This is a genomic window from Ruegeria lacuscaerulensis (assembly GCF_013034685.1).
In the GTDB taxonomy this organism is placed as follows: Bacteria; Pseudomonadota; Alphaproteobacteria; order Rhodobacterales; family Rhodobacteraceae; genus Ruegeria; species Ruegeria lacuscaerulensis_B.
This window is the reverse complement of record NZ_WQGO01000004.1, coordinates 231680-245908: the sequence shown is the minus strand read 5'-3', so window position 1 is coordinate 245908 and position 14229 is coordinate 231680. Positions and strand designations below refer to the sequence as shown.

General features: G+C 60.8%; 12 protein-coding genes. 10 read left to right on the top strand and 2 right to left on the bottom strand.

What is annotated here, in order from left to right; all coding sequences use genetic code 11:
- From GOV80_RS12330 to GOV80_RS12300, 7 genes are all read left to right on the top strand, one after another.
- Entirely contained in the window at positions 1–2457 is a 2457-nt protein-coding gene (locus tag GOV80_RS12330; RefSeq protein WP_170785070.1) for an FAD-dependent oxidoreductase, read from the top strand.
- Positions 2454–3536 carry an alcohol dehydrogenase family protein gene (locus GOV80_RS12325; protein ID WP_237215811.1) on the top strand — a complete coding sequence of 361 codons (1083 nt, stop codon included), beginning with the start codon at positions 2454–2456 and terminating at the stop codon, positions 3534–3536. The genes GOV80_RS12330 and GOV80_RS12325 overlap by 4 nt, the downstream gene beginning before the upstream one ends.
- Positions 3533–4108 (top strand): dimethylsulfonioproprionate lyase family protein, encoded by a 576-nt coding sequence (locus GOV80_RS12320; protein WP_170785068.1) that lies wholly within the window; start codon positions 3533–3535, stop codon positions 4106–4108. Before GOV80_RS12325 ends, GOV80_RS12320 begins: the two co-directional genes overlap by 4 nt.
- Entirely contained in the window at positions 4105–5211 is a 1107-nt protein-coding gene (locus GOV80_RS12315; RefSeq protein ID WP_170785066.1) for a mandelate racemase/muconate lactonizing enzyme family protein, read from the top strand. The genes GOV80_RS12320 and GOV80_RS12315 overlap by 4 nt, the downstream gene beginning before the upstream one ends.
- Positions 5208–6323 (top strand): mandelate racemase/muconate lactonizing enzyme family protein, encoded by a 1116-nt coding sequence (locus GOV80_RS12310; RefSeq protein WP_170785064.1) that lies wholly within the window; start codon positions 5208–5210, stop codon positions 6321–6323. The genes GOV80_RS12315 and GOV80_RS12310 overlap by 4 nt, the downstream gene beginning before the upstream one ends.
- 109 nt (positions 6324–6432) lie before the next feature.
- Positions 6433–7536 carry a mandelate racemase/muconate lactonizing enzyme family protein gene (locus GOV80_RS12305; protein ID WP_170785062.1) on the top strand — a complete coding sequence of 368 codons (1104 nt, stop codon included), beginning with the start codon at positions 6433–6435 and terminating at the stop codon, positions 7534–7536.
- 1 nt (position 7537) lies between these two features.
- Positions 7538–8818, top strand: coding sequence for an aspartate aminotransferase family protein (locus GOV80_RS12300; protein WP_170785060.1), 1281 nt, complete (start codon positions 7538–7540; stop codon positions 8816–8818).
- A gap of 216 nt (positions 8819–9034) precedes the next feature.
- On the opposite strand, the gene hemC is transcribed toward GOV80_RS12300, so the two are convergent.
- On the bottom strand, positions 9035–9994 hold the full coding sequence (hemC, locus tag GOV80_RS12295) for a hydroxymethylbilane synthase (protein ID WP_170785058.1): 960 nt from the start codon (positions 9992–9994) through the stop codon (positions 9035–9037).
- A gap of 106 nt (positions 9995–10100) precedes the next feature.
- On the opposite strand from hemC, the gene hemE reads away from it, so the two are divergent.
- On the top strand, positions 10101–11135 hold the full coding sequence (hemE, locus tag GOV80_RS12290) for a uroporphyrinogen decarboxylase (protein WP_170785056.1): 1035 nt from the start codon (positions 10101–10103) through the stop codon (positions 11133–11135).
- 62 nt (positions 11136–11197) lie between these two features.
- Here hemE and GOV80_RS12285 read toward each other — a convergent pair whose 3' ends face one another.
- Entirely contained in the window at positions 11198–12307 is a 1110-nt protein-coding gene (locus GOV80_RS12285) for a CaiB/BaiF CoA transferase family protein (protein WP_170785054.1), read from the bottom strand.
- A 148-nt stretch (positions 12308–12455) separates the two neighbouring features.
- Here GOV80_RS12285 and GOV80_RS12280 point away from each other — a divergent pair, with 148 nt between their 5' ends.
- The gene (locus GOV80_RS12280; RefSeq protein ID WP_170785052.1) at positions 12456–13385 is read left to right on the top strand and encodes an ABC transporter ATP-binding protein; all 930 of its coding nucleotides are present in this window, start codon (positions 12456–12458) and stop codon (positions 13383–13385) included.
- Positions 13382–14143 (top strand): ABC transporter permease, encoded by a 762-nt coding sequence (locus GOV80_RS12275; RefSeq protein ID WP_170772727.1) that lies wholly within the window; start codon positions 13382–13384, stop codon positions 14141–14143. Before GOV80_RS12280 ends, GOV80_RS12275 begins: the two co-directional genes overlap by 4 nt.
- Positions 14144–14229: the final 86 nt, after the last annotated feature.

The following is a 14229-nucleotide window of genomic DNA, read 5'->3' as shown; positions in this document are numbered from 1 at the left end:
ATGTCCGAGAAGAAATTGCCCACCCACGCCCGCGTGGTCATTGTTGGAGGCGGCGTCATGGGGGTCGGTCTGGCCTATCATCTGGCGCATGAGGGGTGGGGCGATGACACCGTCCTGCTGGAAAAGGCCGAGCTGACCAGCGGCAGCACGTGGCACGCGGCGGGCCAGATCACGCATTCGACCTCAAGCTTTGGGCTGGGCAAATGCGTGGACTACAATATCGGTCTCTATTCCGGCGCGTTGGAGGCTGAAACCGGCCAGCCGGTCACATGGCACGGCTGCGGCTCGTTCCGCTTGGCCTATACCGAGGATGAGATGGACTGGCTGCGCCACACCCTGTCCGTGGGCCGCTCGCTTGGCTTCAACATCGAATTGGTGGGCCCCGAGAAGGTGGCCGAACTGCACCCGTTCTACAATCTCGACGGTGTGTTGGGCGCGCTGCACACACCAGATGACGGCCATGTGGACCCAACCAATGTGACAATGGCGATGGCGACGGGCGCGCGCCAAAAAGGCGTCCGCATCTTCCGCAACTGCCGCGCTACCAACATCACGCAGGCCGAGAATGGCGGGTGGGTAGTTGAGACCGAGTTGGGCACCATAACCTGCGAGCATGTGGTGAACGCAGGCGGCACTTACGCCCGTCAGATGGGTGAATGGTCGGGGTTGCAACTGCCGATGACCTCGATGACGCACCATTACTTCGTGACCGAGCCTGTGCCCGAGTTTCAGAATCTGGACAAGGAACTGCCGGTGATCCGCGACGACCGTAAGGTCTCGGGTTATATCCGGATGGAGCAACAGCGCGGGCTGATCGGGATTTACGAGAAAGAGAACCCGAACTCGGTTTGGCATGACCATTGCCCGTGGGAATACGAAAACTGGCTGTTTGATGCGGATTACGACCGGGTGATGCCGTGGCTTGAGGAAAGCCTGAACCGGATGCCGATCTTCGCCGAGCTGGGTATCCAGCGCGATGTGCATGGCGCTATCTCGCACCCGCCGGACGGCAATCCCCTGATCGGGCCCGCGCCGGGTGTGCGGAACTATTGGTGCTGCTGCGGCACGCAGATCGGCATCGGCTGGGGGCCGGGTCTGACCCGCGAACTGGCGCGCTGGATGGTGCATGGGGCGGCCGATATCTCGATGCGCGAGTTCGATCCGCGCCGGTTCGGCAGCTATGCCACGAAGGACTGGCAGGTGATCAAGGCCGAGGAAGACTACTGCCTGCGCCACGAGATTCCGTTTCCGCGTTTCAACCGTCTCGAAGGGCGTCCGATCAAGCCATCGCCCCTGTATGAGTTGCTGAAATCCAAGGGCGCGGTGCATGAGGAAGTCTATGGGTTCGAGCGCCCCCGCTGGTTCGCCCGCGATGGGGTTGAACAGCGCGACCACTATTCCTTCCGCCGTACCCCAGCCGACGACATGGTGGCCGCCGAGGTCAAGGCGGTGCGCGAACGCGTGGGCATCATGGATGTGACGGCCTTTACCAAGGTCGAGGTTTCGGGGCCGGATGCCTACGCCCTACTGGATCGGCTGACGGCCAACCGGATGCCGCAAAAAGTGGGCTCGATCACGCTGACCCATATGCTGAACCGCCGGGGCCGGATCGAGTTGGAGACAACCATCGTTCGTATGGCCGAAGACCGCTTCTATCTGGTCTGTGCGGCGTTCTTTGAGCAACGCCTGCTGGATCACCTGACGCAACAGCGGGCGGATGAGGATGTTCAGGTTACCGCCCTCTCGTCCGATTGGTCAGCCTTGTCGCTGAACGGCCCCCTATCGCGGGACGTACTGGCGCGCTGCACCGATGCCGATTTGACCAATGTCGGGTTCCGCTGGTTGTCCGCGCAGGAAATCACAATTGCAGGCCACAAGGTCTGGGCGTTCCGCATGTCCTATGCCGGGGAACTGGGCTGGGAGTTGCACATGTCCAACGCCGCTTGCCTCGACGTTTACACCGCACTTTGGGGTGCGGGTGAGCCGCATGGCATCGCCGACTACGGCAGCTTTGCCATGAACGTGATGCGGATGGAGAAAGGCTTCAAAGGCGCGGGTGAACTAACCAATGAAGTCACATTGGCCGAGGCGGACGTGCTGCGCTTTGCGCGCACCGACAAGGAGTATCTGGGCAAGGACATGACCCTGAACACCGACCTTCCGTGGATTTGCGCCTTTCTGGAAATCGAGCCGGATGGTGAGATCGACGGCCATGGTGGCGAGGCAGTGATGCTGAATGGTCGCGTGGTCGGCTCGACCGCTTCAGTGGTCTATGGTCATACCGTCGGCAAGATCCTCGCCTTTGCCTATATCAAGCCCGAGGCCGCCACGCCCGGCACCGCATTGCAGGTCGTGATCCACGGTCAATCCCGTGCAGCGCGAGTGCTGGGCGAACCGGCTTATGATCCGCAAAGCCTGCTGCCACGAACCGACGCTGTACTGGAGGCCGCGCAATGATCTTGCCTGATAGAATGAAAGCTATGGTCACGATGGGTCATGGCGGGCTGGAGCAGATGGTGCTTCACCCGGACTGGCCCCGCCCCGAACCTGCGGCTCAGGAAGTGTTGATCAAGGTCGCCGCCTGCGGTCTGAACAACACGGACGTCAACACGCGGTCGGGTTGGTATTCCAAGACAGTCACCGACGCGACAACCGGCGGCGCGTTTGATGAGGTGGGCGAGGAAGACCCCACCTGGGGCGGCAACCCGATCACTTTCCCGCGCATCCAGGGGGCGGATATCTGTGGCTATATCGTAGCCGTGGGTGCAGGTGTCGACCCCGCCCGCATCGGTCAGCGCGTGATCACCGATGGCTGGTTGCGGGCCCCGGATGATCCCGGCAACAAGGACAAAACCGGCTACTACGGCTCGGAACGGGACGGAGGGTTTGCCGAATATGCCACCACTCTGGCCGTGAATGCAGTGCCGATTACCTCAGATTTGTCGGATGCGGAACTGGCGACGTTTTCTTGCTCCTACTCAACCGCCGAAGGGATGCTGACCCGCGCTAACGTCAACGACAAAGACACGGTTCTGGTGCCCGGAGCCTCGGGCGGTGTCGGCGGCGCCTTGGTGCAACTGGCCAAACGGCGTGGCGCGCGCGTTATCGCAATGGCGTCCGAGGCGAAACATGCCGACGTCGCTGAGCTTGGTCCTGACATGATCCTGCCGCGCGCACCAGAAAACCTGCGTGCCGCGTTGGGCGGTGAAAAGATCACGGTGGTCGGAGATGTGGTCGGCGGCCCCTACTGGCCGACCCTGATCGACATCCTCGAACGCGGCGGACGCTATACCTGCTCCGGAGCCATCGCGGGCCCGATGGTTGAGTTCGACTTGCGCACCTTCTATTTGCGCGACCTGACCTTCACCGGCTCGACCGTCATCGACCCGCAGGTCATGCAGAACCTCGTGAAATATATCGAGGCGGGTGAGATCAAACCGGCTCTTGCCGCGACTTATCCTCTGGAGGAGCTGCGCGAGGCGCAAGCAGCTTTCATCGCCAAGCAGCACACGGGCAATATCGTGGTGATCCCATGACTTTGGATGATGTGCTGAACGCCGCGCGACAGCTGCACCAAACGCATCCTGATCTGGCTGCGTTCGGTGATTGGCCAGATGATCTGTGCGCCGTTGACGTGTCGCCAAACGCGATCCCTGCGATTCCTCTCGTGCAGGCGATCCAGTCCGATGCCGGGCCGACCCAAGCCCTTACGAAGGCGATCTGCGCAACCGCGCATCTCGCCAATTGGAAGCTGACTTACACCGAAGACGAAGTCGGTGCCGACTTCCTGAACCGTTTTGGCTATTATGAACTGTTCGGTCCCACGGGCCATTTCCACTCAACAAAGCTGCGGGGCTACGTGGCTTTTTGGGGTGAAGGATTGGCCTATGATTGGCACAGCCATCAGGCGGAAGAACTGTACCTGATCGCCGCCGGCCGTGCGAGGTTTCACGTCGCTGGCAATGACGCCGAACTAACACCCAATCAAACCCGTCTGCACACCAGTTGGCAAAGCCACGCCATGACGACCACCGACAGCCCCATCCTGACCTACGTGTTGTGGCGCGGCGAAGGGCTGGACGCCTTGCCCCGAATGGACGCCGCATGAAAATCACCCGCATCCGCATCTATCAGACCGGGCTGCCCTATGTCGGCGGGGCCTATGTCTGGGGTGCGGGCAACGCGATTGAGACCGCCATCGCCTCGATTGTGGTGATCGACACCGATGCTGGGTTGCAGGGTTGCGGTGAGTTCACACCTTGCGGCGAAAACTACATGGTCGCGCATTCCCAAGGCGTGCCCGCGCTGGCGCGTTTGGTGGCCCCATCTCTGCTTGGTGAGGACCCCCGGCAGGTTGGACGGATCGAGCAGCTGATGGACCATCTGGTGCAGGGACACGGCTATGCCAAGGCGCCGTTCGATGCGGCTTGCTGGGATATTCTGGGGCAAGCCTGCTCGCAGCCCGTTTGGATGTTGCTGGGTGGCAAGCTGACGGACGGTGCCCCGATGTATCGGGTGGCACCTCAGAAGGCAGTGGATGAGACCGTGGCCGAGATGAACACCTATCGCGATCAGGGTTACCGTCAGTTCCAGATCAAGGTAGGCGCAGATTGGGCCACGGATATCGACCGCATCAGGGCCACGGTTCCTTTGCTGCAGCCGGGTGAGATCGCCATGGCCGACGCCAATCAGGGCTGGCGCGTGGATAACGCGATCCGGGTGGCTCGGGCGACGCGCGACCTGGACTTTATCCTCGAACAACCCTGCAGAACGTACGAGGAATGCCAGCAGGTCCGCCGCGTGGCCGAACAGCCGATGAAGCTGGATGAATGCCTGACCGGAATGCACATGGCGCAGCGGATCGTCGCGGATCAGGGGGCCGAGATCTGCTGCCTGAAGCTTTCCAATCTCGGCGGGCTCAGCAAGGCTCGGCGGGTGCGCGATTTTCTGATTGAAAACCGTATTCCAGTGGTGGCCGAGGATACATGGGGCGGTGAAATCACCACTGCCACTGTCGCCCATTTTGCCGCCTCTACGCCCGAGGAATACCTGCAAAACACCACAGACCTGATGAACTACAACACCCGCTCGACCGGATGCGGCGGGGCTGTGTCGCGAAACGGCAAACTCTACGCGCCAGATGCGCCAGGTTTGGGTGTCACCCCGGATTTCAAAAGCCTCGGCGCGCCCGTGGCGGAGTACACTCTATGAAGATCAAAACCATCACCGTCTACCAAATCGACCTGCCGCTTGAGCATCCCTATTGGTTGTCTGGCGGGCGTTTGAAATTCGAAACGCTGGACGCAACGCTGGTGAAGATTGAAACCGATACTGGCTTGATCGGCTGGGGCGAGGGCACGCCCTGGGGCCATACCTACGTCCCCGCCCACGGCCCAGGCATCCGTGCCGGGATTGAAACCATGGCCCCCTTTATTATGGGCCTCGATCCACGTCGCGTGTTGGATGTGGAACGCGCCATGGATACGGCGCTCCCCGACCATCTCTATGCCAAAAGCCCTATCGACATGGCCTGTTGGGATATTGCCGGGCAGGCTGCAGGCCTGCCAATTGCCGACCTGATGGGCGGCGGGTACCGTACCCCGCGCCCGATTGCCTCCTCCGTCGGCGCCAAAACCGCTGAAGAAACGCGCGAGGTGATGACCCGCTACCGCGACCGTGGTTACATCGCCCATTCGGTCAAAATCGGTGGAGACGTCGAACGCGACATCGCCCGCGTCCAAGATGTTGAAAGCTTCCGCCGCCCCGGCGAAATTGTCCTTTATGACGTGAACCGGGGCTGGACTCGCCAACAGGCGCTGCGCGTGATGAAGGCCTGCGAGCCTTTGCAGGTGATCTTCGAACAGCCTTGCGAATCCCTCGATGACATCGCTGCGATCGCACCCCGCCACGCGTCGCCGGTGTCGGTGGACGAAAGCCTCGTCACTCTGCAAGACGCCGCCCGCATCGCCCGCGACGGGCTGGCCGAGGTCTTTGGCATCAAGCTCAACCGCGTCGGCGGCCTGACCAAGGCAGCCCGAATGCGCGATATCGCCCTGGCCCACGGGATCGACATGTTCGTCATGGCCACCGGAGGCACCGTTCTTGCCGATACCGAGGCCCTGCATTTGGCCGCCACCATCCCAGATCAGAACTGCCATGCCGTCTGGGCCTGCCAGGATATGATCACCGTCGACATCGCCAACGGTCGCGGTCCCCGCAACAATAACGGACATCTCCACCTGCCCGAAACCCCGGGCCTTGGCGTCCACCCCGACGAAGATACCCTCGGTCTCCCAATCGCAACCTACGAGGCCCCGCGATGATCCGCCTCTTCATCTGGCTAGAAATATCACGGGGTGTGAATTGGCCGAAGGCCAAGAGAGGGGCTGGCCCCTCTGACTGCACAACATCAACACCCCAAGGACGGCCTGAATGAAAATCACCGCGATCACCCTCTGGTCCGTCGAACTCACCAGCCATGAAACCTACCACATGGCGGAGGGCAAAACCTGCGCCACTGTCAAAACCCACGTTCTGTGCCTTGAAACCGATACCGGCCTGAAAGGCTGGGGCGAGGTCTGCCCGATTCCCCACTATCTGCCCGCCTATGCCGATGGCGTCCCAGCGGCGATCACCGAAATGGCTCCGGAAATCCTCGGAATGTCGCCCTTCGGGGCCGATGCCCCGATGCGGAAACTCGACGGGTTTCTACAAGGCCATCGCTACGCCAAATCCGCCGTCGATTTTGCCCTATGGGACCTGTTCGGCCAGGCCACAGGCCAGCCGGTCTATGCGCTTCTGGGCGGGCGCACGCGCAACGACATGCCGCTCTATCACTCGATTACCTGCATAGACCCCGATGAGATGGCCCGCATCGCGCAGACCGCCTATCAGACCGGTATTCGCCAGTTTCAGGTCAAACTGGGCGTTGAAGCCGACTGGCAGGCCGACGCCGAACGCCTGACCAAAGTGCGTGAGGCTGTGGGACCCGGCCCCATCGTCTACGGAGACTGGAACTGCGGTGCATCGCGCCTGCAGGCCACACGCACAGGCCGCGCCGTCGCGCATCTGGATGTCATGCTGGAACAACCCTGCAAAACGCTGGAAGACTGCGCCGCCGTGCGGCAAGCCACCGGCCTGCCGATGAAGATCGACGAAAACGCCCATGATCTGTCCTCACTGCTGCGCGCGCATGAACTGGGCTGCATGGACGCAGTGGCGTTGAAATTGTCCAAGTTCGGCGGTCTGTCGGCCATGCGCCGCGCGCGAGATCTGACAGTGCATCTGGGGGCAGAGATCTGCGCCGAATGCACATGGGGGTCCGATATCGTCACCGCCGCCGCGTTGCATTTCGCGGCTTCGACTCCGCATGGCTCGTTGATGAACACCTGCGATCTGTCCTCATATGTGGGCCCGCGCCTCTGCCCGGATGCACCCAGCCGCAAAGACGGTCGCATCGCCCCGCCCGAAGGCCCGGGTCTGGGCGTGACGCCCGACCCGGAAATCCTTGGTTCCCCGATATTGGAGATCGCCTGAGATGCTCAAGATCAACACCCAATCCGAATGGATCGCCCGCGCCAACGCTGTTCTGCCCGCAGGGGGTTTTGGTAATTTCGACCCGGGTATCATCATCGCCCGTGGCGAAGGCAGCCGTGTCTGGGATGAGGATGGCAATGAATATGTCGACTATCTGATCGGATCCGGCCCCATGCTGTTGGGCCATGGCCACCCCGAGGTGATGGAGGCGGTGCTGGAACAATTGCCCAAGGGCATGACTTTTTTCGCCAACAACGCCAAAGGCATCGAACTGGCCGAGGCGATCATCGACGCCGTGCCGTGTTGCGAACAGGTGCGCTTTGTCGCTTCGGGCGGTGAGGCGGATATGTACGCCATCCGTTTGGCCCGTGCCTATACCGGGCGCGACAAGATCCTGAAATTCGAGGGCGGCTATCACGGCATGAGCGCCGAGGCGCAAATGAGCCTCGCCCCCAGCCGACAGGTCAACTTCCCGCAAGCAGTGCCCGACAGCGCGGGTATTCCTGCTGGCGTGGCCGAGCAGATGCTGATCGCGCCCTTCAACGACTTGGACGCTGTCGCGGCGTTGCTGGGCGAACATGATGACATCGCCGCTATCATGGTCGAGCCGCTGCAACGGATCATCCCGCCTCTGCCGGGCTATCTGCAAGGGCTGCGCGACCTGTGTGACAAACACAATGTCCTGCTGATCTTTGATGAGATCGTCACCGGTTTTCGTCTAGCCTACGGCGGCGCGCAGGAGAGATATGGCGTCACCCCCGACATCTGCACCATGGGCAAGATCATCGGCGGCGGCTTCCCCCTGGCCGCGTTGGGTGCAAGCGCCGAGATCATGAAGCATTTCGACAAAGATCAGGTGGGCGAGGGTGGCTGGCTGATGCAGTTGGGTACGCTGTCGGGCAACCCGGTGGCCTCGGTCGCGGGGTTGAAAACGATGGAGGTACTGCGCCGCGACGGCGTCTATGACCAACTGCGCGCGACCGGTGCTGCCCTGCAAAAAATGCAGACAGATGCCCTGACCGACGCGGGGATTCCACATCAGATCTGCGGGGATGAAACACTTTTCGACATCTATTTCACCGATAGCCCCTGCCGTGATTATCGCAGTGCCCGTCACGATGACCCCCAGCGCAACGCGCTCTACAATAACAGTTTAAGGGCGAGTGGTGTCTTCAAGTCACCGGGTAAGCTCTACCCGTCGTTGGCCGTGACAGATGCCGATCTTGAGCTGACACGTGATGCAGTGCGAAAGGCGGTCGAGGTAATCCTTCGCGCAGGTTAATGGAAAGGAAACGGGCCGCTGTCATCGCTGACAGCGGCCCTAGCTGATCGGATATCAGGGTTGCGTCTCGCCCCCTCGAATACCACTTAAAATGGACAGACTTACAAAAAACTTCGACTTATTCGAGACCAACCCGACTTCTCAATCGGTGTGATCCCAATATGCGCGGATTTCTGCGCGCTGGCAGTGAACTAGATCACATACCGCTATTTTTTCTCAATTTTTCCAGTCGAAGAAACCTGGGCCAGCCCTTTGAAGCAGCGTACTTGCCATGGCGCGGCCCATTTCGGCCCCGTCCTCCACCGCGCCGGAGATCTCCTCGGCAATTGCCTCGGACCCGTCAGGGCGCAGCACTTCGCCGCGCAGACGCAATTGGCTGCCTTGAAGTTCAGCCAGACCCGCGATGGGCGTTTCGCAGGACCCGTCCAGCGCCGCCAGCAGCGCGCGCTCGGCCGCAAGACGTTGTCCGGTTTCGGCATGTTGGATCGCCTCAAGCATACACGCTGCGCGGGAATCGTCGCTGCGACGCTCGATACCGATCGTGCCTTGGGCGATTGCGGGCAGCATGTCCTCGGGTGCGATGGCGGTGGCGGGGACGTCGTCCATGTTCAGGCGGCGGATACCGGCCATGGCCAGAAAGGTGCAATCAGCCACGCCGTCCGCCAATTTTTTCAGTCGCGTTTGCACGTTGCCGCGAAACTCGACCACGTTCAGGTCGGGGCGACGGTTCAGCAACTGGGCCCGGCGGCGCAGGGACGAGGTGCCGACGATCGCACCCTGCGGCAGGTCGTGGATTGAATTCAAACTTGGCGAGATGAAGGCGTCGCGCACATCCTCGCGCGGAAGGAACGTGTCCAGTACCAGGCCTACGGGCTGTTCCACCGGCATGTCCTTGGTGGAATGCACTGCGATGTCGATATCGCCGCGCAGCATTGCTTCTTCGATTTCCTTGGTGAATAGGCCCTTGTTGCCGATCTCTTTCAACGGGCGGTCCGCGTCGATCATGGCGCGGTTGTCGCCGGTGGTCTTGATCACCACGATCTCGAACGCCTCTTCGGGCAGATCAAAGGCGGCGCCCAGCCTATGCCGGGTCTCATGGGCTTGCGCCAGCGCCAGCGGCGATCCGCGTGTTCCGATCTTGAGCGGTGAGTCGGGGGAGGGCAGGGTCAGTGTCATGGCGCAAGCTTTAATCGCGTCACATTGCCCTGACAATGGGGGCAGAGCTTGACAAATTGCCACTGAGGGAGGACCGGTGGCGCAAACCGGATGATTGGGGGCAAAGATGGCCGAGACAAAGAAACTGCTGCGGGCGTTGGCGGGTGAGGTGCAGGATATGCCGCCGATCTGGATGATGCGTCAGGCCGGGCGGTACCTGCCCGAATACCGCGCGACGCGGGCGCAGGCCGGGGATTTCCTGTCGCTGTGCTACAACCCCGAACTGGCGGCCGAGGTAACATTGCAGCCGATCCGCCGCTATGGGTTCGACGCGGCGATTCTGTTTGCTGACATTCTTCTGGTGCCGCAGGCGCTGGGTGCGGATTTGTGGTTTGTCACCGGTGAAGGCCCGCGCCTGTCGACCATAACCCAACAGGCCGAGTTTGACGCGCTGAAGCCCGTGGATGCGATTCACGAGACTTTATCGCCGGTCTATGAAACCGTGCGAATCCTATCGCGGGAATTGCCGTCCGAGACGACTTTGATCGGTTTTGCAGGCGCGCCTTGGACGGTGGCCACCTATATGATCGCCGGGCGCGGCACGCCGGACCAAGGCCCGGCCCATGCGCTGCGCGAGGGGAATGTGGAATTGTTCGAGGCGTTGCTGGAGCGGATAACGCTGGCGACGATCGAATACCTCTCGGCCCAGATCGAGGCCGGAGCCGAAGTGGTCAAGATATTTGACAGTTGGGCCGGGTCACTGAAGGGCGACGCGTTCCAGAAATATGCCGTTGAGCCGTGCCGAGTAATCACACAGGCCATCAAGGAACGCCATCCCGGTATTCCGATCATCGGTTTCCCACGCGAGGCCGGAGAGGGCTATGTCGGGTTTTCCAAGGCCACCGGCGTGGATTGTGTGGCGCTGGACAACTCGGTCGCGCCAGATTGGGCGGCGGCCAATGTGCAAGTGGATGGCTGCGTGCAGGGCAATCTGGCCTCGTCTCATATGGTGACGGGTGGGCAGGCTTTGGTGGATGAGACGCGCAAGATCGTAGAGGCGTTTTCCAAGGGACCGCATATTTTCAACCTAGGGCATGGGATCACGCCGGATGCGGATCCTGAGAATGTTCAGTTGATGATTGATACGGTGCGCGCGCGGTAAGCCAGGAGGAAGGGGGCCAGCCCCCTTCTTGGCCTTTGGCCAATTCATCCCCCGAGATATTTTTAGCCAGATGAAGGGGCGGATTCGGGCTGTGTTTCGATCTCGGCGCGGATTTCGTCACTGTGCTCGCCGCGTTTGGGGCTGGGTCTGAAGTGCCAGTCATGAGTTGAGAACCGTGGTGCGGCCGTGGCTTGCAGCCTGCCGTCTTGCGCCGTCCATGTTTGGCGGCTTTGGTTCATGGGGTGGGCGAGCGCTTGTTCTGGACTGAGGACCGGGGCGACGCAGGCGTCGGAGCCATGGAACAGGTGTGCCCAGTGATCGCGTGGGTGTTGGGCGAAGATCTCGGTCAGGCGATTGGTGAGCATTGGCCAGAGTTCGCTGTTGTATTGCTGTTGGAACTGTGGGTCGTCGGACAGGTCCAGTTTGCGCAGGAATTCGGCGTAGAATTTGGGCTCCAGGCATTGGACGGTGACGAATCCTGCGTCCGAGCACGCGTATGTGCGGCTCCAATGGGGGCCGTCCAGCAGGCTTTGCCCCCGCGTGTCATGCAGGTTGCCGGTCTGCCGCAAGCTCATGAGCAGGTTCATCATATGGGCCGAGCCGTCGTAGATGGCGGCGTCAACGACCGTGCCTTGCCCGGTTTTCTGCGCATTCAACAGCCCGGCCAGAAGACCTGCGACCAGATACATGGCGCCGCCGCCGATATCGCCCACAAGGGTGGCTGGTGTTTGCGGCGCGTCGCCGGGGGAGGATGCATACCAGAGCGCGCCGGACAGGGCGATGTAGTTCAGGTCATGTCCGGCCGTCTGCGCCAGAGGGCTGTTCTGGCCCCAGCCGGTCATGCGACCATAGACCAGCGTCGGGTTCGCCTCATGGCACGGGGCGGGGCCGAGGCCCAGCTTCTCCATCACACCGGGGCGGAAGCCTTCGATCAGGGCATCGGCCGTGGCAATCAGGCGTTTGGCGGTGCTCAGGTCGTTGGGGTCCTTTAAGTCCAGCGCAATGGATCGCTTGCCCCGATCCAAAAGCGATTGTTCGGGCATACCTGGCGTTACTGCGCCGCCTTTGCGGTGGATGGTGATGACGTCGGCGCCCAGATCGGCCAGAAGCATTGCGGCGAAAGGGGCGGGGCCGAGTCCTTCGATTTCGATGATGCGTGTTCCGGTCAGCATGGTGTTTTCCCTTTCAGAGCAGGGTTTCCGGGGCTGGGCAGAATTGCAAGGCGGATTTTGAGCGGGCAGGGTTGTACCTCGCTTGTGAAATGGCTCTGTTCTGTTCCGGCGCAGCGCGATACTGTCCCTGCCAGAACGGGGACTATGCATGACACCAATTCTGTCGATCCGGGATTTACGGAAATCCTATGCCGGAGGGTTTGAGGCGCTGAAAGGCGTGTCACTGGATATCGAGCAGGGCGAGATTCTGGCGCTGTTGGGCCCAAACGGGGCCGGTAAGACGACACTGATCTCCACTATTTGCGGAATCACCACGCCAACCTCGGGCAGTGTGACGGTTGGCGGTCACGACATTCAAACGGATTTCCGCGCCGCGCGTCAGATGATTGGCCTTGTGCCGCAAGAGATCGCGCTGGAGCCGTTTGAAAAGGTTTGGAACACCGTGCGGTTTTCGCGCGGGCTGTTTGGCTATGGCACCGACAATGCCCGGATTGAGGAAATTCTGCGCAAGCTGTCGCTGTGGGACAAACGCAAAAGCGCCATCAAGGAATTATCGGGCGGTATGAAACGCCGGGTGCTGATCGCCAAGGCGCTGGCCCACGAGCCGCGCGTGCTGTTTCTGGACGAACCCACCGCAGGCGTCGATGTCGAGCTGCGCAAAGACATGTGGGAGATCGTGGCCGAGTTGAAGCAAGCGGGTGTGACAATCATCCTGACTACCCATTACATTGAAGAGGCCGAGGCCATTGCCGACCGCGTCGGTGTAATTGACAAGGGCGAGCTTCTGCTGGTGCAGGACAAGGCAACCTTGATGGCTCAGATGGGCAAGAAACAGATCGAGGTGATGCTGACCGCACCCATTGAGGCCATCCCAGATTGTCTGGCCGCGCATAACCTGACGCTGAATGGCAATGGGGACTCGCTGGTCTATACCTATGATACCAATGCCGACCGTACCGGGATCACGACCTTGTTGAACGACGTGGCCGAGGCGGGGTTGGTGTTACGTGACGTGCAGACCCGGCAATCGAGCCTGGAAGAGATTTTCGTCAATCTTGTGTCAGGAGATCCAGCATGAACTGGACCGCCATCGCCGCCATCTACCGGTTCGAAATGGCCCGGTTTTTCCGCACTCTGGCGCAGAGTTTTCTGTCACCGGTCCTGTCGACCTCGTTGTATTTCGTGGTTTTCGGCACCGCCATCGGCAGTCGTATTCAAGAGGTCGAGGGCGTGTCCTACGGGGCGTTCATCGTGCCGGGGCTGATCATGCTGTCAGTGGTGATGCTGTGTATATCGAACGCGTCATTCGGCATCTACTTCCCCAAATTCCTTGGCACGATTTATGAGCTGCTCTCGGCCCCGGTGAATTTCATCGAGATCGTGATCGGATATGTGGGAGCGGCTGCAACCAAGGCGTTGTTCGTGGGTGTGGTGATTTTGATCACCGCGACGTTCTTTGTGGACTTACGGATCGAACACCCGCTGGCCATGGTGGCCTTTTTGGTGCTGACCTGCCTTAGTTTCTCGCTCTTGGGGTTCATCATCGGCATCTGGGCCAGTAACTTCGAGCAGATGTCGCTGGTGCCGCAGCTGGTGGTCACGCCGCTGATCTTTCTGGGAGGGACGTTCTATTCGATCTCGATGCTGCCGCCGGTCTGGCAAACGATCACGTTGTTCAATCCGGTGGTCTATCTGATCTCGGGGTTCAGGTGGTCGTTCTACGGTTTGGCTGACGTGCCGATCGTGTTCAGTCTGCTGGCCATTCTTGCCTTCACAGGTATTTGCCTTGGCATCATTTGGTGGATTTTCAAAACCGGTTGGCGCATCCGGAGCTAGCCAATGATCGACGTTGCATTTTTGCCCATCGACGCCGAGAAATGTGACCCTCCCGCATCCAAGGTTCAAACCGTCCCTTGTTTACC

Coding starts and splice junctions, on each gene's coding strand:
- GOV80_RS12330 (WP_170785070.1), top strand. CDS start 1: ATGTCCGAGAAGAAATTGCCCACCCACGCCCGCGTGGTCATTGTTGGA.
- GOV80_RS12325 (WP_237215811.1), top strand. CDS start 2,454: ATGATCTTGCCTGATAGAATGAAAGCTATGGTCACGATGGGTCATGGC.
- GOV80_RS12320 (WP_170785068.1), top strand. CDS start 3,533: ATGACTTTGGATGATGTGCTGAACGCCGCGCGACAGCTGCACCAAACG.
- GOV80_RS12315 (WP_170785066.1), top strand. CDS start 4,105: ATGAAAATCACCCGCATCCGCATCTATCAGACCGGGCTGCCCTATGTC.
- GOV80_RS12310 (WP_170785064.1), top strand. CDS start 5,208: ATGAAGATCAAAACCATCACCGTCTACCAAATCGACCTGCCGCTTGAG.
- GOV80_RS12305 (WP_170785062.1), top strand. CDS start 6,433: ATGAAAATCACCGCGATCACCCTCTGGTCCGTCGAACTCACCAGCCAT.
- GOV80_RS12300 (WP_170785060.1), top strand. CDS start 7,538: ATGCTCAAGATCAACACCCAATCCGAATGGATCGCCCGCGCCAACGCT.
- hemC (WP_170785058.1), bottom strand. CDS start 9,994: ATGACACTGACCCTGCCCTCCCCCGACTCACCGCTCAAGATCGGAACA.
- hemE (WP_170785056.1), top strand. CDS start 10,101: ATGGCCGAGACAAAGAAACTGCTGCGGGCGTTGGCGGGTGAGGTGCAG.
- GOV80_RS12285 (WP_170785054.1), bottom strand. CDS start 12,307: ATGCTGACCGGAACACGCATCATCGAAATCGAAGGACTCGGCCCCGCC.
- GOV80_RS12280 (WP_170785052.1), top strand. CDS start 12,456: ATGACACCAATTCTGTCGATCCGGGATTTACGGAAATCCTATGCCGGA.
- GOV80_RS12275 (WP_170772727.1), top strand. CDS start 13,382: ATGAACTGGACCGCCATCGCCGCCATCTACCGGTTCGAAATGGCCCGG.